General features: G+C 72.0%; 12 protein-coding genes. 9 read left to right on the plus strand and 3 right to left on the minus strand.

What is annotated here, in order from left to right; genetic code table 11:
• The first annotated feature begins 8 nt into the window (after positions 1 to 8).
• Positions 9 to 905 carry a LysR family transcriptional regulator gene (locus ACZ49J_RS21395; protein WP_467450034.1) on the plus strand — a complete coding sequence of 299 codons (897 nt, stop codon included), beginning with the start codon at positions 9 to 11 and terminating at the stop codon, positions 903 to 905.
• A gap of 67 nt (positions 906 to 972) precedes the next feature.
• Here the strand turns inward: ACZ49J_RS21395 and ACZ49J_RS21400 are convergent, their stop codons facing one another.
• Entirely contained in the window at positions 973 to 1,302 is a 330-nt protein-coding gene (locus ACZ49J_RS21400) for a WhiB family transcriptional regulator (RefSeq protein ID WP_467450036.1), read from the minus strand.
• 389 nt (positions 1,303 to 1,691) lie between these two features.
• On the opposite strand from ACZ49J_RS21400, the gene ACZ49J_RS21405 reads away from it, so the two are divergent.
• From ACZ49J_RS21405 to ACZ49J_RS21420, 4 genes are all read left to right on the plus strand, one after another.
• Positions 1,692 to 2,303 (plus strand): response regulator transcription factor, encoded by a 612-nt coding sequence (locus ACZ49J_RS21405; RefSeq protein ID WP_003948568.1) that lies wholly within the window; start codon positions 1,692 to 1,694, stop codon positions 2,301 to 2,303.
• Positions 2,304 to 2,631: 328 nt separating this feature from the next.
• Complete coding sequence (locus ACZ49J_RS21410; RefSeq protein WP_060901477.1) at positions 2,632 to 3,207, plus strand: sigma-70 family RNA polymerase sigma factor; 576 nt, start codon at positions 2,632 to 2,634, stop codon at positions 3,205 to 3,207.
• A 208-nt stretch (positions 3,208 to 3,415) separates the two neighbouring features.
• Positions 3,416 to 4,918, plus strand: a complete 1,503-nt coding sequence (gene guaB / locus ACZ49J_RS21415) for an IMP dehydrogenase (protein ID WP_467450038.1) — start codon at positions 3,416 to 3,418, stop codon at positions 4,916 to 4,918.
• Between the two features lie 103 nt (positions 4,919 to 5,021).
• The gene (locus ACZ49J_RS21420; protein WP_467450039.1) at positions 5,022 to 6,146 is read left to right on the plus strand and encodes a GuaB3 family IMP dehydrogenase-related protein; all 1,125 of its coding nucleotides are present in this window, start codon (positions 5,022 to 5,024) and stop codon (positions 6,144 to 6,146) included.
• A 713-nt stretch (positions 6,147 to 6,859) separates the two neighbouring features.
• Here the strand turns inward: ACZ49J_RS21420 and ACZ49J_RS21425 are convergent.
• Positions 6,860 to 8,080, minus strand: a complete 1,221-nt coding sequence (locus ACZ49J_RS21425) for a nucleotide sugar dehydrogenase (RefSeq protein ID WP_467450040.1) — start codon at positions 8,078 to 8,080, stop codon at positions 6,860 to 6,862.
• 272 nt (positions 8,081 to 8,352) lie between these two features.
• Here ACZ49J_RS21425 and ACZ49J_RS21430 point away from each other — a divergent pair, with 272 nt between their 5' ends.
• Positions 8,353 to 10,059 (plus strand): glycerol-3-phosphate dehydrogenase/oxidase, encoded by a 1,707-nt coding sequence (locus ACZ49J_RS21430; RefSeq protein ID WP_467450042.1) that lies wholly within the window; start codon positions 8,353 to 8,355, stop codon positions 10,057 to 10,059.
• 85 nt (positions 10,060 to 10,144) lie between these two features.
• Here the strand turns inward: ACZ49J_RS21430 and ACZ49J_RS21435 are convergent, their stop codons facing one another.
• Positions 10,145 to 11,311: a serine hydrolase domain-containing protein gene (locus ACZ49J_RS21435; RefSeq protein WP_467450044.1), complete on the minus strand. Its 1,167-nt coding sequence runs from the start codon at positions 11,309 to 11,311 to the stop codon at positions 10,145 to 10,147.
• A 222-nt stretch (positions 11,312 to 11,533) separates the two neighbouring features.
• Here ACZ49J_RS21435 and ACZ49J_RS21440 point away from each other — a divergent pair, with 222 nt between their 5' ends.
• The 3 genes from ACZ49J_RS21440 to ACZ49J_RS21450 all read left to right on the plus strand — a co-directional run bounded on the left by ACZ49J_RS21440 (position 11,534) and on the right by ACZ49J_RS21450 (position 19,104).
• The gene (locus tag ACZ49J_RS21440; RefSeq protein WP_467450045.1) at positions 11,534 to 13,828 is read left to right on the plus strand and encodes a serine/threonine-protein kinase; all 2,295 of its coding nucleotides are present in this window, start codon (positions 11,534 to 11,536) and stop codon (positions 13,826 to 13,828) included.
• A 290-nt stretch (positions 13,829 to 14,118) separates the two neighbouring features.
• Entirely contained in the window at positions 14,119 to 17,049 is a 2,931-nt protein-coding gene (locus tag ACZ49J_RS21445) for a protein kinase (protein WP_467450046.1), read from the plus strand.
• Positions 17,050 to 17,319: 270 nt separating this feature from the next.
• The gene (locus tag ACZ49J_RS21450; RefSeq protein ID WP_467450047.1) at positions 17,320 to 19,104 is read left to right on the plus strand and encodes a serine/threonine-protein kinase; all 1,785 of its coding nucleotides are present in this window, start codon (positions 17,320 to 17,322) and stop codon (positions 19,102 to 19,104) included.
• Positions 19,105 to 19,215: the final 111 nt, after the last annotated feature.

Genomic DNA, 19,215 nt, shown 5'->3' on the forward strand with positions numbered 1-19,215 from the left:
TCGACGATGTGATCGAAGCCCGCCATCTCCGCGTCCTCCGCGCCGTCGCCACCACCGGATCCTTCTCGGCAGCGGGGCGCGAACTCGGCTGCACCCAGCCCGCCGTCAGCCAGCAGATCAAGGCACTTGAGGCCTCGGTGGGCACGCCGCTCATCGTCCGGAGCGGGCGCCGGATGCGGCTGACGCAGGCGGGTGAGGCGCTGGTCCGGCACGCCGCCGGGATCCTCGCGGGGCTCACGGCCGCCGAGGAGGAGGTCGCCGCCATCGCGGGACTGCGAGCCGGGCGCGTGCGTCTGGTGTCCTTCCCGAGCGGTAGCTCCGCCCTCGTGCCCACGGCGCTCGCCGCGCTGCGTGCCGAGCACCCCGGGACCCGCGTCTTCCTGGAGGAGGCCGAGCCCCCGGCGTCCGTCGACCTGCTGCGCCAGGGCGACTGCGACGTCGCGCTCGCCTTCCGCTACGAGGGTGCGGCCGGTGCCGAGGAGTGGGACGACCTGGTCGTACGCCCCCTGCTCAGCGACCGGCTCGTCGGGCTCGTGCCGGAGGGACACCGCCTGGCCCGTACAGAGTCCGTCGGCATCGGGGCGCTCGCGGCGGAGCCGTGGATCGCGGGCTGCCCTCGCTGCCGCGGGCACCTCGTCGAGATCTGCGAGGGGGCCGGCTTCACGCCGCGGATCGACTTCGCGACCGACGACTATCCGGCGGTGGTCGGCCTGGTGGGGGCGGGGCTCGGTGTCGCGGTGCTGCCGGAGCTGGCCATCGAGTCGGTACGGCCCAAGGGGGTGCGGATGATCGCGGTGGAACCCCCGGTGCGCCGGGAGATCGTGGCGCTGACGCTGCCGGACCTGGCCCAGGTGCCCGCGGTCGCGGCGACGCTGGACCACCTGGGCAGGGCGGCCGCCCGGTAGACGCCGCCGTCGGCGCCCGGCGCCCGGCGTGCGGCGCGAAGGCGCTGGGTGGTGCAGAAACGTTCCTTCAGGTGTTCGACGAGGTGTCGCCCCCCGTAGTCGACGCCGACACCAGCCGGTGGCGCGCCCGGCCCATGAGCTCTTCGCGCTCGTCCTCGGTCAGTCCGCCCCACACTCCGTACGGCTCGCGCACGCGCAGGGCGTGCGCCGCGCACTCCGCGCGGACCGGGCATCTCATGCAAACCTCTTTGGCCGAGTTCTCGCGTGCGCTCCGTGCCGCGCCACGCTCGCCCTCCGGGTGGAAGAAGAGCGAGCTGTCGACCCCGCGGCACGCCGCAAGCAGCTGCCAGTCCCACAGATCCGCGTTGGGCCCGGGAAGGCGGGAGAAATCTGCCATTGCGTTGTCCCCTTGTTGCCGTTCTGGGCTGAGATGTGACTTGACCGTACATCCGCGATCTAAGGAGATGAAAATATGACCCATTGCGAATCTAGCCTCAGACACTGCCAAAAGGGAAGAAATGGGGCTAAATGGGGCACGGTTGTGGTGAAACGTTGAGGGTCCGCCGCTCATGCCTCCACTGTGTCCGTCCCCTCACGTAGAGTGCCGAAGGTGGCTCAGTGCCCCGTAACTCTTTCGAGTGACCGTCGTTGAGAGTGCGGAGGCGGTTGAAGGAACAAGCGCTCGGGCAGGCGTCAGAAGTCCGCTCGCGAGTGTCGACCGCACAGGTGACGATTCGTACCAGCCTGGAGGCTCAAGGTGACGCGCATCAGCTGCGGAGGGCGGCCATGACATCCGTCCTCGTCTGCGACGACTCCCCGCTTGCCCGAGAGGCGCTCCGCCGCGCGGTCGCGACCGTGCCCGGCGTCGAGCGCGTGACGACGGCGGCCAACGGCGAGGAAGTCCTCCGCCGCTGGGGTGCCGACCGCTCGGACCTGATTCTGATGGACGTACGCATGCCCGGTCTGGGCGGCGTCGAGACGGTGCGGCGGCTGCTGTCCGCCGACCCCGGTGCGCGCATCATCATGCTCACCGTCGCCGAGGACCTCGACGGCGTGGCGCTCGCGGTCGCCGCCGGAGCCCGCGGGTACCTGCACAAGGACGCCTCCCGCGCGGAGCTGCGCGCCACGGTGACGCAGGCGCTCGCCGACCCGACCTGGCGCCTCGCCCCCCGCCGGCTGCGCTCGGCCGAGATGGGGGCGGCCCCCACGCTCACCGCGCGTGAGATCCAGGTCCTCGAGGGCATGAGCCACGGCCGGTCGAACGCGGAGATCGGCCGGGAGCTGTTCCTCTCCGAGGACACCGTCAAGACGCACGCGAGGCGGCTGTTCAAGAAGCTCGGCGCATCCGACCGGGCACACGCCGTGGCGCTCGGCTTCCGGTGGGGCCTGGTTCGTTAGGTGGACCGCAGCGGGGGATCGGAAATCCCCGCCTGCCACGAGGTGGGCGGGGCCGCTTTCCGAAAGGCCGACGACAGCGCTTTCCCGCAGGTGAGCGGGGGCATATATCGCGAGGCGGGCGGGGCCGTCCAAGCGGCCCGCCGGATGCCTGCTGCTCGTTTCGCCGCGGATGCCGCATCCTTGAGGTGTGGAGTTCCTCGGGGACGAGTCGGACGAGCGGAAGGGGAGGGCGCAGGAGATGAGTTCCGGCGCACCTGCTCATAACGCTTCGGTGCACAACATGGGGCACGGTGCCACGGGGCGGCCGGCCTCAGGGCACCATGGACCGATGCGCGACGACGAGACGACGGTGATCGGTGCGCTCGTTCACCGCGCAGTCGACGGAGACGAGCAGGCCACGCACGATCTGCTCGCCCACGTCCACCCGCTGGCCCTGCGCTACTGCCGCACGCGGCTGTCCAGGCTTCCGGGTGACGCTCGCCACTTCGTGGAGGACCTGGCGCAGGAGGTCTGCGTCGCCGTGCTCCTGGCGCTGCCGCGCTACAAGGACACAGGAAGGCCCTTCGAGGCGTTCGTCTTCGCCATCGCCGCCCACAAGGTCGCCGATCTGCAGCGGGCCGCGATGCGCCACCCGGGTTCGACGGCGGTTCCCTCGGACGAGATGCCCGAGAGGCCGGACGACTCGCTGGGCCCCGAGGAACGGGCGCTGCTGAGCAGCGACGCCGAGTGGGCCAAGAAACTCCTGGCCAACCTCCCGGAGAACCAGCGGGAGCTGCTCCTGTTGCGCATCGCGGTGGGGCTCACGGCCGAGGAGACGGGCCAGATGCTGGGGATGTCCCCGGGGGCCGTGCGGGTGGCACAGCACCGGGCGCTGAGCCGGCTGCGGGCCCTGGCGGAGCAGTAGGCGAGCTCTCGCGGCGGGTTCCCCGGCCTTCCGGAGGCGCTTTCCGGCCGTGTGAGCGATGTCCGTGAACGGGGGCGATGCCCGGACCGTACGAACCTACGAAGCCCAGGCGTGCTCTTCGTCATGCGAGGAGACACCGGAATGAGACGCCCTCGCTTCCCGTTAGCATGGACATCCGCACCGATCAAGGCCATTTGGGGAAGGTGTCATGACTGCGAACGTCGACGGAGTGCCCGAGAAATTCGCGACACTCGGGCTGACCTACGACGACGTGCTGCTGCTGCCGGGCGCATCCGAGGTGCTCCCGAACGCGGTCGACACCTCGTCCCGCATCTCCCGCAACGTCCGGGTCAACATCCCGCTGCTCTCGGCGGCGATGGACAAGGTGACCGAGTCCCGCATGGCGATCGCGATGGCCCGGCTGGGCGGCGTCGGCGTGCTGCACCGCAACCTCTCCGTCGAGGACCAGGTGAACCAGGTCGACCTGGTCAAGCGGTCCGAGTCCGGCATGGTCACCGACCCCATCACGGTGCACCCGGAGGCGACGCTCGCCGAGGCGGACGCCCTGTGCGGCAAGTTCCGCATCAGCGGTGTCCCCGTCACCGACCCGGCCGGAAAGCTGCTCGGCATCGTCACCAATCGCGACATGGCCTTCGAGACCGACCGCAGCCGCCAGGTGCGCGAGGTCATGACGCCGATGCCGCTGGTCACCGGCAAGGTCGGCATCTCCGGTGTCGACGCCATGGAGCTGCTGCGCCGCCACAAGATCGAGAAGCTTCCCCTGGTCGACGACGCCGGTGTCCTCAAGGGCCTCATCACGGTCAAGGACTTCGTCAAGGCCGAGAAGTACCCGAACGCCGCCAAGGACGCCGAGGGCCGTCTGCTCGTCGGTGCCGCCGTCGGCGCCAGCCCCGAGGCCCTGGAGCGCGCCCAGGCGCTCGCCGAGGCAGGCGTGGACTTCCTGGTCGTCGACACCTCGCACGGCCACAACAGCAACGCCCTCAGCTGGATGTCGAAGATCAAGTCCAGCGTGTCCGTCGACGTCATCGGCGGCAACGTCGCCACGCGCGACGGCGCGCAGGCCCTGATCGACGCCGGTGTCGACGGCATCAAGGTCGGTGTGGGCCCCGGGTCGATCTGCACCACGCGCGTGGTCGCCGGCATCGGTGTCCCACAGGTCACCGCCATCTACGAGGCCTCTCTCGCCGCCCGCCCGGCCGGTGTCCCGCTGATCGGCGACGGCGGCCTGCAGTACTCCGGCGACATCGGCAAGGCGCTGGCCGCCGGCGCCGACACGGTGATGCTCGGCAGCCTCCTGGCCGGCTGCGAGGAGTCGCCCGGCGAGCTGCTCTTCATCAACGGCAAGCAGTTCAAGTCGTACCGCGGCATGGGCTCGCTCGGCGCCATGCAGTCCCGCGGCCAGGCGAGGTCGTACTCGAAGGACCGCTACTTCCAGGCCGAGGTCGCCTCCGACGACAAGCTCGTGCCCGAGGGCGTCGAGGGCCAGGTGCCCTACCGCGGCCCGCTGGCCAACGTCCTGCACCAGCTCGTCGGCGGCCTGCGCCAGACCATGGGCTATGTCGGTGCCGCCACCATCGACGAGATGGAGTCCAAGGGCCGCTTCGTGCGGATCACCTCCGCGGGCCTCAAGGAGAGCCACCCGCACGACATCCAGATGACGGTCGAGGCGCCCAACTACAGCACCAAGTAGTCGCCACGCTTCCCCAGGGCGGCTCCGGAACCTCCGGGGCCGCCCTCGGCGTACCCGTCGGCGATACTGGAGGCGCTGAAACGCAGAGGGAAAGGCCACAGACGTGACTGAGATCGAGATCGGGCGCGGCAAGCGCGGCCGCCGGGCGTACGCCTTCGACGACATCGCCGTCGTCCCCAGCCGCCGTACGCGGGACCCGAGGGAGGTCTCGATCGCCTGGCAGATCGACGCCTACCGATTCGAGCTGCCCTTCCTGGCCGCCCCCATGGACTCGGTCGTCTCGCCGGCCACCGCCATCCGCATCGGCGAGCTGGGCGGCCTCGGCGTCCTCAACCTCGAAGGCCTGTGGACGCGGTACGAGGACCCGGAGCCGCTGCTCGACGAGATCACCGAGCTGGACGCTGAGACCGCGACCCGCCGCCTCCAGGAGATCTACACGGCTCCGATCAAGGAGGAGCTGATCGGGCAGCGCCTGAAGGAGGTGCGCGACTCGGGTGTGGTCACCGCCGCCGCGCTCTCCCCGCAGCGCACGGCCCAGTTCTCCAAGGCCGTCGTGGACGCGGGCGTCGACATCTTCGTCATCCGCGGTACGACGGTGTCGGCGGAGCACGTGTCGGGCGCGCACGAGCCGCTGAACCTGAAGCAGTTCATCTACGAGCTGGACGTCCCGGTGATCGTAGGCGGCTGTGCCACGTACACCGCGGCCCTGCACCTGATGCGCACGGGCGCGGCCGGTGTCCTCGTCGGCTTCGGCGGCGGCGCCGCGCACACCACGCGCAACGTCCTGGGCATCCAGGTGCCCATGGCGACGGCGGTGGCGGACGTGGCCGCGGCCCGGCGGGACTACATGGACGAGTCCGGCGGGCGGTACGTGCACGTCATCGCCGACGGCGGCGTGGGCTGGTCCGGCGACCTGCCCAAGGCCATCGCCTGCGGCGCGGACGCGGTGATGATGGGCTCCCCGCTGGCCCGCGCCACGGACGCGCCCGGCAGGGGCAACCACTGGGGCATGGAGGCCGTGAACGAGGAGCTGCCGCGCGGCAAGAAGGTCGACCTCGGCACGGTCGGCACGATCGAGGAGGTCCTCACGGGTCCCTCGCACACTCCGGACGGCTCGATGAACTTCTTCGGTGCGCTGCGGCGGGCGATGGCCACGACCGGGTACAGCGAGCTGAAGGAGTTCCAGCGGGTGGAGGTCACGGTGGCGGACTCGCAGCACAAGCGGTGACGCTGCGCATGGCCTGAGGGGACGTAGGGGCCCGGTTGCTCGTGTGGGTGACCGGGTCCTTTTGTGTGTCCAAAGGGGCTGGTAGGGCGCGCATTTGCGGTATGGGGCGCGTGGTTGCGTTCGGGATGAATGCCCGTCTGACGGCCGTATCGAGGCGGTAGTGTCCATGTCCGGCGCCCCGGTTCTCTGGGACGCCCCCTTCCAAGGACAAGGTTCCGGACCCCGGCCCTCGGGGCCCGGCCCGCAGTCCAACGTGCCGTCCACCGGGTCAATGGGCGGCGTCGTGGAAGGGGGCGCCTATGGGCCGCCACCGCAAGCCCACCCGCTGGGACCGGATCTGTCTGTGGATGGTGAAGTACCGGAGGAGGTGGATCTTGCGGATTTATGGACGGTGAGCGGCCGCCCCCATGAGACCTAGGGGCGGACACCCGTGAACCGGCCAGGAGCCCGCTGCAGTGACCGCTGCGGTGGGCTCCACCTTTTCGTACGGTACCGGATCCGCTGTCGGGCAGCACCGTAGTGCAGGGTGGATCTTGCGGATCCATGGACGGAGAGTGGCCGTCCCTACGAGGACTAGGGGCGGATACCCGGAACCCGTTCTGGAGCCTGCCGCAGTAGCCCGCTGCGGTGGACTCCACCTGCCCGTACGCTAGCGACGGCTCCGCCCCGCGCGCCACCAGCCCCAGAGCCCCAGCCGCCCACGCGCCCCTCCTTCACAACCGATGCGCCGCCCCCGCGGGCGCGGCCCCCCGAGTGTCCAGCAGCAACTGTGCCTTCACCGACAGACCCTGCAGGTCGTACGTCCGGTGGTGCTGGAGCAGGATCGTCAGGTCGGCGTCGGCGGCGGCCTCGTAGAGGGAGTCGGCGCGCGGGACCGGGCGGTCGAGGACGTTCCAGGACGCCACGTACGGGTCGTGGTAGCTGACGGAGGCGCCGAGGTCCAGCAGGCGCAGGGCGACCTCGCGCGCGGGGGTGCCCTGTTGGTCGGCGACGTCGGGCTTGTAGGTGACGCCGAGGAGGAGGACGCGGGCGCCGCGAGCCGACTTGCCGTGCTCGTTGAGGAGCGTGGCGGCGCGCTGGACGACGTACTGGGGCATGCGGTCGTTGACCCGCTGGGCCTGCTCGACCATGCGCAGGGAGCGGGGCGAGAGGCCGGCCAGGTCCTGGGGGACGCCGTGGCCGCCGACGCCGGGGCCCGGGCGGAAGGCCTGGAAGCCGAACGGCTTGGTCTCGGCGCACCGGATGACGTCCCACAGGTCGACGCCGAGGTCGTGGCAGAGGATGGCCATCTCGTTGACGAGGGCGATGTTGACGTGCCGGTAGCTCGTCTCCAGGAGCTGCACGGTCTCCGCCTCGCGGGGGCCGCGCGCGCGGACGACCTTGTCGGTGAGGCGCCCGTAGAAGGCGGCGGCCGACTCCGTGCAGGCGGGGGTGAGGCCGCCGATGACCTTGGGGGTGTTGCCGGGGCCGAAGTCTCGGTTGCCGGGGTCGGCGCGGCCGGGGGAGTAGGCGAGGTGGAAGTCGCGGCCCGCGCGCAGCCCGGAGCCCTCTTCGAGGAGTGGGCGCAGGAACTCCTCCGTGGTGCCCGGGTGCACGGGGGACTCCAGGATCACCGTGGTGTGCGGGCGGAGCCGGGCGGCGAGGGTGCGGGCGGCGTCGGTCACCTGGGTGAGGTCGGGCGTGCCGTCGGCGCCGGGCGGGGTCGGGGCGCAGATGACCGCCGTACGGATGCGGCCGAGTTCGGCGGGGCTCGTGGTGGGGCGGAAGCCCTGGGCGAGCATGCGGCGGAGTTCGGCGGCGGTGAGGGAGCCGGCCCCTGAGCCGGCGTCGGGGGTGGTTCTGTACCCGATCGTGGGGATGCCGGCGGCGACGGCGGCCTGGGCCAGCGGCAGGCCGAGATGACCAAGTCCGATGACGGCGAGATCTGCGGGCATGGCGTGGGCCGTCCTTCCCAATATCCGGAGCGGGACAGTCGCGCAAGCCCTGTGGACAGGATGGGCGAGCGCAATGTCAGACTAGGAGTAAATATGACCGTTATGTGGGATTGGGTGGCTCTCTTTCACCGCGCGTCCCCGAGAGTTGTCCACAGGCGGTGGGCGGGTGGTGGCCGAAGTGGGACGGCACGGTCAGAATTCTGGGCATGGGGGATGTGAGCCGGGTCTTACTGGGCAGGTGAGACCAGCGCGACAAACAGCGGGAGGCAGCGGTGAGGACAGCGACACTGGGGCCGGTGCAGCGCGCCGAGTCCCTGGCGGGAATGGCCGAGCGCGAGCTGGACGTGCTGGTCGTGGGCGCGGGCGTGGTCGGAGCGGGCACGGCGCTCGACGCGGTGACGCGCGGCCTGTCCACGGGACTGGTCGAGGCCCGTGACTGGGCTTCGGGCACCTCCAGCAGGTCCAGCAAGCTGATCCACGGCGGCCTGCGCTACCTGGAGATGCTCGACTTCGCGCTCGTACGGGAGGCCCTGAAGGAGCGCGGACTGCTGCTGGAGCGGCTGGCACCCCACCTGGTGAAGCCGGTGCCGTTCCTCTACCCGCTGCAGCACAAGGGCTGGGAGCGGCTGTACGCGGGATCGGGCGTCGCGCTCTACGACGGCATGTCCATGGCGCGCGGTCACGGCCGGGGCCTGCCCGTCCACCGCCACCTGACCCGCCACCACGCCCTGCGCGTCGCGCCCTGCTTGAGGAAGGACGCCCTGGTCGGGGCCCTCCAGTACTACGACGCCCAGATGGACGACGCCCGCTACGTGGCCACCCTGGTGCGCACCGCTGTCTCGTACGGCGCGCGGGCCGCCAACCGGGCGCGCGTGACCGGCTTCCTGCGTGAGGGCGAGCGTGTCGTCGGAGCCCGGGTGAAGGACGTCGAGGCCGGCGGGGAGTACGAGATCCGCGCCAAGCAGGTCGTGAACGCCACCGGTGTGTGGACCGACGACACCCAGGCGATGGTGGGCGAGCGGGGCCAGTTCCACGTACGGGCCTCCAAGGGCATCCACCTGGTCGTGCCGAAGGACCGGATCCACTCCACGACCGGACTGATCCTGCGGACCGAGAAGTCGGTGCTGTTCGTGATCCCCTGGGGGCGGCACTGGATCGTCGGCACCACGGACACCGACTGGGACCTCGACAAGGCCCACCCCGCCGCCTCAAGCGCGGACATCGACTACCTGCTGGAGCACGTGAACTCGGTGCTGGCGGTGCCGCTCACCCGGGACGACGTCCAGGGCGTGTACGCCGGCCTGCGGCCCCTGCTCGCCGGAGAGTCGGACGCCACCAGCAAGCTGTCGCGCGAACACACCGTGGCGCACCCGGTGCCGGGGCTCGTGGTCGTCGCGGGCGGCAAGTACACGACGTACCGGGTGATGGCGAAGGACGCCGTCGACGCGGCGGTGCACGGCCTCGACCAGCGTGTCGCCGAGTGCGTGACCGAGGAGGTGCCGCTGATCGGAGCCGAGGGCTACCGGGCGCTGTGGAACGCGCGGGCGCGCATAGCGGCCCGGGTCGGGCTCCATGTGGTGCGCGTGGAGCACCTGCTGAACCGGTACGGCGCCCTGACCGAGGAACTGCTCGACCTCATCGCGGCCGACCCCTCGCTGGGGGAGCCCCTGAACGCGGCCGACGACTATCTGCGGGCCGAGGTCGTGTACGCGGCCTCGCACGAGGGGGCGCGGCACCTGGACGACGTGCTCACCCGGCGGACACGGATCTCGATCGAGACGTTCGACCGCGGTACGCGCAGTGCGCGGGAGGCCGCGGAGCTGATGGCTCCGGTGCTCGGCTGGGACGAGGACCAGATCGAGCGCGAGGTCGAGCACTATCAGAAGCGGGTGGAGGCCGAGCGGGAGTCGCAGCGCCAGCCCGACGACCTGACGGCGGACGCGGCGCGGTTGGGTGCGCCGGACATCGTGCCGTTGTAGGGCGCGGAACCCGTCGGGGAGAGGTCCGTCGATATCACTCGAACGAGTGTCGTGAGCTGGGATCTTTGCTCGGAACCCGGCCGTTCTACGAGGTGCGGGGGCAGAACTCGGCGGTGAGCAGTGCGGGTTCGAGGCCGGGGTCTGCCACCGTGTCCGTGTTCACGCGGAAGGTGAGGACGCGACGGCCGTCGACGGTGGCAGCGGTGCGCACGTAGCTGCCGGAGATGCGCCCGTTGTGCCCCCACACCGTGGTGCCGCACGGGAGCTTCACCGGGTAGACGCCCATGCCGTACTCGCCCTGTGCGGCACGGGTGTCGAGCATCTCGCGCAGTTGCCGGGGCGGAAGCAGGTCGCCGCGCAACAGGGCCGCGTAGAAGCGGTTCAGGTCGGTGAGCGTGCTGACCAGCTCGCCCGCCGCTCCGGCCACGCGCGGGTCGAGGTCGGTGACGTCGGAGCCGTCGGCGCTGTACGCGTGCCCGTGCGGGTCCGGCAGCGAGGAGCGGGCGCCGGGGAAGGACGTGCCCGTCAGACGGAGGGGAGTGATGACGCGGCGCTCGGCCTCGGTGGCGTACGAGTGGCCGGTGACCTGCTGGATGACCATGCCCAGCAGGACGTAGTTGGTGTTGGAGTACGAGAAGTGGCCGGGGGCGGCCGGAGGGTGGGTGAGCGCGATACGTACGGCCTGACGTGGGGTCACGGGGACGGTTCCCCCGGTGTCCGCGGTGAAGTCGGCGAGACCGCTGGTGTGGGTGAGCAGGGAGCGCAGGGTGACGGCACGGCCGTCGTTGCCCGCGTCCCGCATCAGCTGCGGCAGATGGTCCTCGACGGTGTCCGACAGCAACAGCCGGTGCTCGGCTTCCAGTTGCAGCACGACCGTGGCGATGAAGGTCTTGGTGATGCTGCCGGCGCGGAAGTGATCGGTGCGGCGGATGGGCTGAACGGGGGTGACTGTGCTTGTGTTTGTGCTGCTGCCGCGGCCTCTGCTGGTGCCGCCTCGGGCGCGGGTCTTTGGGTGAGGGCCGGCGTCGGTGGTGACCGAGGCGTGGGGGGTGACCGTGGACTCGGCGTGGGCGAAGCGGGTGCCCGACTCCTCCTGGGCGAGGAGGGCCGCGGCGGGAGCTCGGCCTTGGGCGACCAGGAGCGGAAGGACGTTGTCCGAGGGCGGGTTGGCATGGGCCGGTGACGCGGACGGGACCGGCCCGAGCACGGCCAGGCACACAGGGAGAGCCAGTAGTGCCCTCCGCGCTGCCATCACGGACCTCCCTCGTCGCAGCACATCATGAGGGACGAGCCTGTGCGGGCGCGGGCCGGGGTCGTGGCGCGCGCGTTTCCCGGGGCGGGGTTCGTGGGGCGTTCACGGTCCGGGGCCCGCCGGGCCGGGGCTTCGGGCGGGCAAGGGACACCCTGGGCGTGGGGTGGTTGTCGGGTGAGGGACAATGGAGGCTCTGTCAGGGCGGGTTGCATGAGGGGACGCATGTCGGAGGCGGAGCGGGGCGGGGCATCCCGTCGGGACGAGAGCGGACGTCTCCTCGCCGGGCGTTATCGGCTGGGAGGGGTCCTCGGCCGCGGCGGCATGGGCACGGTGTGGCGGGCCAAGGACGAGACGCTGGGCCGGACGGTCGCCGTGAAGGAGTTGCGGTTCCCGTCGAGCATCGACGAGGACGAGAAGCGGCGGCTCATCACGCGCACGTTGCGCGAGGCCAAGGCGATCGCCAGGATCCGCAGCAACGGCGCGGTGACGGTCTTCGACGTGGTCGACGAGGACGACCGGCCGTGGATCGTGATGGAGCTCATCGAGGGCAAGTCGCTCGCCGAAGTCATCCGCGAGGACGGGCTGCTGGAGCCGAAGCGCGCCGCCGAGGTGGGCCTCGCGATCCTCGACGTGCTGCGCGCCGCCCACCGGCAGGGCATCCTGCACCGTGACGTGAAGCCGTCGAACGTGCTGATCTCCAAGGAGGACGGCAGGGTCGTCCTCACCGACTTCGGCATCGCACAGGTCGAGGGCGACCCGTCCATCACCTCGACCGGCATGCTCGTGGGCGCCCCTTCGTACATCTCGCCGGAGCGGGCGCGCGGTCACAAGCCCGGCCCCGCGGCGGACCTGTGGTCCCTCGGCGGTCTGCTGTACGCGTCGGTCGAGGGCGTGCCGCCGTACGACAAGGGCTCGGCCATCGCGACGCTGACCGCCGTGATGACCGAGCCGGTCCCGGAGCCGAAGAGCGCGGGACCGCTGAAGGACGTGATCTTCGGGCTGCTCGCCAAGGACCCCCAGCAGCGGCTCGACGACGCGGGCGCACGGGCGTTGCTCAACGACGTCATCCACGCGCCCGAGCCCAAGGAGGCGGAGCCGGAGCCGCTGGACGCGACGCGAGTCGTGGCGTTGCCGCCGGTGCCGGAGGAGCGCTCGGGCAAGGGGACTTCCGGCGGTTCCGGATCCGGCGCCAGGCAGGGCGAGGGTGCGGAGCGGTGGCGCGGGGCGCTGCGTTCCGTGCGGAAGGCGGCGTCGGGGGCCGTGGCTGGTACGGCCGCGGCGGGTGCGCGCGGCAGAGCGGGCGAGGAGAGCGGCTCCGGGGCGTCTTCGTCCGGCGGGGGCTCCGGCTCGGGCTTGGGTTCCGGTTCGGATTCTGGTTCTGGTTCTGGTTCTGGTTCCAAGGGTGGCTCTCGGCCCGGTTCCTCCGCCGGATCCACGAGCGGCGCGGGACCCGTTTCCGCGGCGGGGGCCGGGGCGAGTTCCGGTTCCGGGGCGGGTAAGGGGACGACCGCCGGTACGGCCGTGTCCGAGAGATCTCCCGACAAGACCGTCGACAAGTCCTCCGGCAAGTCCGGTGCGCCGTCCGGGCAGAGCGGTGGGTCCGGGGGCGACGCGTCCGGTGGCAAGGCCTCTGCCGGGCGCACCGGAGAAGGGGACGTCGCCGCTACGAAGGCGGTCGGCACGGTGAGCGGTGGCCGGACTTCCGGGTGGCCGGAGATGACGCCGCCGGACCTGCCGCCGCGGCCCGTGCCCCGCGCGCCGATCACCGATGTCGTACCCCGGCGGACGCTCGTCATCGTCGCGGTGGTCGTGGTGCTGGCCGTGCTCGGCACCGTGCTCGCGCTGTCCTTCGGCGGCGACGACAGCGCGTCGGGCTCCAGGAGCGGCGACACCAAGTCGGCCGCGGCCGGCAAGGCGACGCCGAGCAGAGGCAAGGACGAGGACTCGGCTGCCAGTACGGAGAACGAGAAGACGGAGGCGGCCTCGGGGACGGACGCGTCGGCGAGCGGTGAGGCGGGTACGGAGAGCGGTTCGGGCGGGTCGAGCGGTTCCGGGAGCGGCGGGGACACGTCGGGTTCGGACAGCGCCGTGGAGACGACCTACAAGGGATCGCAGGGCTTCAGGATCGGGCTCCCGAAGGGGTGGAAGTACCAGTCGACGGATGCGGCGGGTGCCCGTTTCTCCGGGCCCGACGGGCAGAAGTTGCTGGTCGCCTGGACGAGTACGCCCAAGAACGACCCCGTGGCGGACTGGAAGAACCAGGAGCGCTACATGACGCGCTCGCAGTACCAGCGGATCCGGATAGAGGAGGTGGACTACCGTGACTGGAAGACGGCCGACTGGGAGTTCACCTACACGGACGGCGGTACGAAGTACCGGTCGATCGACCGGGGGTTCGTCGTGAACTCGCAGCAGGGGTACGCGCTGATGTACACCGCCAAGGCGTCCGAGTGGAGCAGCGATCTGCGCAAGGACACGTGGCGGACCTTCACGAAAACGTTCCGGCCGAAGTCCTGAGGGTGGGCCTAAGGGCTGCGGGGGCCCCGTGGGGCCGAGGCCCGAGGGCGGTTCCTGGGCGTCGGGCGAAGCCCCGAGGAGGCCGGTGGGCGCCCTCGTGAGGATCGGACCAGGTCCTGAGGGGGTACTGGGACCCGTGTAGGGCTTGTGAGGGCTGAGATCTCGCATCCCCCCAATACGGGTTGCCTCGGGCACGTATCGTGAGTGGTTGTCGCGGACCGTACCCATCGGTTACGGAACGGGACGCGAGGCGAACGGATTTGACCGACCGGGTGGCCGGGGGAGGCATCGTGGACGACTATGCGGGACGGGTACTCGCCGACCGCTACCGCCTGCCGCTGCCGCCGTCGGACGAGTACGAACTGGCCGAGACCCGGGCGTTCGACACCTACAGTGGGCAGGAAGTCCTCATACGGCAGGTGCCGTTGCCCGAGGTCGTCGAGGCGGAGGTGCTCGACGCGGACGGGCTGCCGGAGGGGTACGTCGCCCGTGACGGCGGGGCGGGCCCGGCCGCGGCGAGGACGACGCGCCGGCCCACGGACCCCGCCGTGCGCCGGGCGATCGAGGCCGCGCAGGCCGCCGCGCAGATCCCCGACCATCCCCGGCTCGACCAGGTCTTCGACGTGTTCGCCGAGAGCGGGTCACTGTGGATAGTGAGTGAGCTGGTGGGCGCCCGGCCGCTGGCCGCGCTGCTCGCCGAGAAGCCACTGACGCCGTACCGGGCGGCCGAGGTCGCCGCCGATGTCCTCACCGCCCTGCGCGCACTGCACGCCCACGGCTGGGTGCACCGGAACATCACCGCGCGGACCGTCCTCGTCTGCGACGACGGGCGCGTGGTGCTCACGGGGCTTGCGGCCGGAGCGGCCGAGGAGGCGCTGTGCGGGTACGACCCCGTGCCGGTGCGCGAAATCGAGGGCGAGGGCCCGACCGGGGGACCGCGGGCGCACGGCGGACCGGGGGTGCCCGGGGGCGGCGGGCCCCAGGGTGCGTTCGGCCCTGGGCGTACGGGCGGCCCGGTCGGCACCGGCGGCCCGGTCGGCACCGGGGGTCGCAGAGGAGCGTATGGCCCTGTGGGGGCTTCGGGCCCTTCGGGTGTCACCGGGGCTCCTGATGCGTCCGGCCGTGGCGGGCGCGGTGGCCCGTACGGCGGTGGCCGACCGGGGACGACCGGTGGGCCGGACGGGGCGCGCGCCGGCGTGGAGTCCGGTGGTTCGCGTGCCGACCGGCTCACAGGGCCCCAGGGCCGGCTGCCCGGAGCGGGCGGTGCCGATCCCGAGGCCGCGCGGCGCGCCGCCATCGAGGCGCGGGCGGCCGGCGGCGCCGGGCCGGTCACGGACCCGGACCCGTCCGGCGGACAGCGCGCGATCGACGCCGGGGGCGACGTCCGGGCGGCCCGGGCCGGGGCGATCGCGGCCTACCGTGCCGGTGCCCGGGCCGCGGCGCGCGTGCACGAGGAGCAGCGGGGCGGCCGGGACGCGGGGCTGCCCGCGCAGCGACCGGCGCCCCCTCACGGCGAGACGACCCCGGCCGCCGGCCAGGGCGCGCCGTACACACCCCCCGGCCAGATCGCCGACCCGTACGGTGTGGCACGGCCGGACACCTGGCACGGAGCGCGGCCCCGCGGCGGCGCTCCCGTGGCCGACGGCACCGGCCAGGGACGTCCGGCCCTCCCGGGCGGCGACACCGACGCCCGGAGCGGCGAGCACGACGCGCACGGCACGCGGAACGGCGGACAGGGGGCACAGGGGCACGGCGTCCCCACCAGCGGTCCGTACGGTGCCGACCCCTTCCGGAAGAGCACGCCCGCCGGCCCTCCGTACGGTGACAGCGCACTCACCCCGTACGGGACGGGCGGCGGCCTGACCGCATCCGGGAGCGCCCCGCACGCGGACGCGGCCCCGGCCGCACCCACCGGCCGGTGGGACCAGGCGGCCCCCACGGGTGCTCCCCGGCGCGGGCCCGCCACCGCGCTGGCCGCCGAGCGTGCCCGGCAGGCGCGGATGGCGGTCGTCGGGCCCGTCACCGAGCGCTGGGCGCCGGAGCAGGCCGGACCGGTGCACGAGAACTGGCAGTTGGCGGCGCCGATCGGGCCGTCGACCGACCTGTGGGCGCTCGGGGCGCTGCTGTTCCGGGCCGTGCAGGGGCACGCGCCCTACCCGGAGGAGAACACCGCCGAGCTGGTGCAGATGGTGTGCTCGGAACCGCCCGCGTTCGCGGAGGAGTGCGGACCGCTGCGGCCGGTCGTCGAGTCGTTGTTGCGTCAGGACCCCACCGAGCGGCTGGACTTCGAGGAGCTGCGCGGCTGGCTGCGCTCGCTCGTGCGGTCGGCGCCGGAGCCGGAGGCCGGTGCGCACGTGATAGCGGTACCACCGGCTGACCCGAGCCGGCTGCCGATCGTACGGCGCCGGGGCGAGCTCGTCCGCAGGCGCCGCGCGGGCCTCCCCGCCACCAGCGCCCGCCACCGTCGCGCCCGGCAGGACCGGCCACCCCGGCCGCGCAGGCTCGGACGGAACCTGCTCCTGGTGATACTGCTCGCGCTGGCCGCGGCGATCGCGTACGCCATGGTGTTCATGCCGAAGGCCGATTCGAGCGGCGGCACCAGCTCGGCCGGCAGCCCCGACGCCGGCCGGACGGGTGCGGCCGAGGACGTCGGTCCCGCTCCCGAGGTCAGCAGCGAGCCACGGCCCGACCAGACCTCGCCCGGTGACGACAAGAGCCCATCCGAGTCGTCCGGCTCCGACAAGGAACAGAGCAACGCCCCGGACGTCGCCCAGGGATTCACCCTGCGCAAGGACCCCGAGGGCTTCCAGGTCGCCGTCGCCAACGGCTGGGACCGCACCGCCAAGAACGGGCGCGGTCAGGTCGTGTACGCACAGGGCAGCTTCGAGCTCATCGTCGTCCCCGGCCGCGACAGCGCGAGCAGGTACGGCAGCGATCCGCTGGCGTACCAGCGGGAGGACGAGCCCGAGCTCCAGCCGTTCCGCGACTCGACCTGGGCGACCTCCAGCGGGATGCGGCTCATCGAGGTCGGCGGACGGCGCATGGCCGAGGGGCAGTTCACCTGGCAGGACTCCACGGGACGCGAGATCTTCGTACGGAACCTCGCGATCCTCGTGGGCGGCCGGTACCACGTCGTGCAGTTGCGCGGCCCGGAGGCCGAACGCGACGAGGTGACCCGGCTGTACGAGCAGGCGTCGGCGACGTACCGGGTGACCGACTGAGGTGACCGGCGGAGGGCGACCGGCGGGGGTCACGGACGGGGTGGCCGACGGGGGGGCGACCGGCGGGGGTCACGGACAGGGTGGCCGACGGGGTGACGGACCGGGCGTGAGGGGCCGGGTGCGACGGAATTGTTCGTGGAACGGTTCCCTTCCGTCACGGCAAGCGAGAACCGTCACAGTGAGGTCTCTGTGCCGCGCCGCCCGTTCCCTGCGCGGGAGCCGCTCTCTACTCTGATGTTGTCAAGACCATTGCGGGGCAACGTGAATCAGATGCAGGGCCTGCTCCTCGCGGGCCGCTACCGGCTCGTCGACTCGATCGGCAGCGGCGGCATGGGCCGCGTGTGGCGTGCGCGTGACGAGGTGCTGCACCGGGCTGTCGCGGTCAAGGAGCTGACGGCGGCTCTGTACGTCACGGACAGTGAGCGGGCCAGGCTCTTCGCGCGGACCGACGCCGAGGCGCGGGCGGCCGCGCGCATCAACCACTCGGCCGTCGTCACCGTGCACGACGTGCTCGACCACGACAACCGGCCCTGGATCGTGATGGAGCTGGTCGAGGGCGCCTCACTCGCCGACGTCGTCAAGGACCGCGGGCGCGTCGAACCGCGGGAGGCGGCCCGGATCGGGCTGTGGGTGCTGCGCGCACTCAGCGCCGCCCACGACGCCGGAGTGCTGCACCGCGACGTGAAGCCCGGGAACGTACTGCTCGCCGAGGACGGGCGGGTACTGCTCACCGACTTCGGGATCGCACAGGTGGAGGGCGACACGACCCTCACGAAGACCGGGGAGATCGTCGGTTCCGTCGACTACATCGCGCCCGAGCGCGTCCGTGGCCGGGACCCAGGACATGCCTCCGACCTGTGGGCCCTGGGTGCCACGCTGTACACGGCGGTGGAGGGCAAGTCCCCCTTCCGGCGCACCACTCCGCTCACCACCATGCGGGCCGTGGTCGACGAGGAGCCCGCCGAGCCGGCCCATGCGGGGCCACTCGCGCCCGTGATCACCGCACTGCTGCGCAAGGATCCCGCCGAGCGGCCCGGCGCGGCGGAGGCGGAGCAGATGCTCGCCGAGGCGGCGGAGGGGCGTTGGCCCCGCGGGGCACAGGCGTATGTGCCGACCTTCGAGCATGTGGCCACTCAGGATGTGCCAAACCAGCATGTGGTGGCACACCCCGGGACGAACGGGCACACGGCTCCAGCGCACATTGCCCCAGGCCACATGGCCCCAGGCCACATGGCCCCAGGCCACACAGCCTCCTCACCCGCCGGCACGCACCCGGGAACGGCCCCGCACCCGGGAACGAGCTCATACGGTGCCGGCACCCCCGTGCCAGGTCACCACGACGCGTCCCACCCCCCGGTGGCCACTGCCTCCCCGTCGGCCACCGCCCACCAGTCCCGGCCGGAGAGCGGCAAGCGCAGGCGCGGCCGTACCTTCGTCCTCGTCATGGCCCTGGCCGCCCTCATCGGCGGGAGCACCGCGGTCGTCCTGCAGAAGTGGGACGAGCGGCGGGCGCGGAACGAGGCGTCCACCACGCCGAGTTCCGGTTCCAGCGCGGCACAGGGCCCCAAGGGCAACGCGGACAGCAACCTTCCTGACGGCTGGGTGCGCCGCACCGACCCCGCGGGATTCAGCCTCCCCCTTCCCGACGGGACGTGGAAGCGTCAGGTCTTCGACGCCAACCAGACCGACTACACCCCCGACGGCGGTGAGCACTTCATCCGCATCGCCATCGACGACTCTCCGGACTTCGACGACCCGTACCTGCACCAGGTTGACCTGGACCAGCAGCTCGAGCGGCGGCTGGTCGGCTACGAGCGGCTCACCATGAAGGTCAACACGTACCGGGACCGCAGGGGTTCGCTGTGGGAGTACACCTGGACGGCGCTGGCCAAGGACACGCCGTTTCCCGGGCCGCGTCGCGCCATCGAGGAGATGTACATCGCCCGTGATGGCGTCGAGTACGCCATTTACATGTCCGGGCCGGTCAAGGACTGGGCCACCACGCGCAAGCAGTTCGAAACGGTGCTGCGCGGCTGGCGGCCCGCCGGCCAGTAGCCCGCTCACCGGCGTCGCCCATCGCACGGCCGTCCGTCGCCCAGCACACGGCCGCCCAGCACACGGCCACCCAGCACACGGCCGCGCAGCACACGGCCGCCCGTCGCCCGT

The organism is Streptomyces sp. NPDC030840 (assembly GCF_055572015.1).

Bases quoted from the DNA above. Each gene is read 5' to 3' on its own strand.
- ACZ49J_RS21400 (WP_467450036.1), bottom strand. From the start codon at position 1,302: ATGGCAGATTTCTCCCGCCTTCCCGGGCCCAACGCGGATCTGTGGGAC.
- ACZ49J_RS21435 (WP_467450044.1), bottom strand. From the start codon at position 11,311: ATGGCAGCGCGGAGGGCACTACTGGCTCTCCCTGTGTGCCTGGCCGTG.
- ACZ49J_RS21440 (WP_467450045.1), top strand. From the start codon at position 11,534: ATGTCGGAGGCGGAGCGGGGCGGGGCATCCCGTCGGGACGAGAGCGGA.
- ACZ49J_RS21450 (WP_467450047.1), top strand. From the start codon at position 17,320: ATGCAGGGCCTGCTCCTCGCGGGCCGCTACCGGCTCGTCGACTCGATC.
- ACZ49J_RS21405 (WP_003948568.1), top strand. From the start codon at position 1,692: ATGACATCCGTCCTCGTCTGCGACGACTCCCCGCTTGCCCGAGAGGCG.
- ACZ49J_RS21410 (WP_060901477.1), top strand. From the start codon at position 2,632: ATGCGCGACGACGAGACGACGGTGATCGGTGCGCTCGTTCACCGCGCA.
- ACZ49J_RS21425 (WP_467450040.1), bottom strand. From the start codon at position 8,080: ATGCCCGCAGATCTCGCCGTCATCGGACTTGGTCATCTCGGCCTGCCG.
- guaB (WP_467450038.1), top strand. From the start codon at position 3,416: ATGACTGCGAACGTCGACGGAGTGCCCGAGAAATTCGCGACACTCGGG.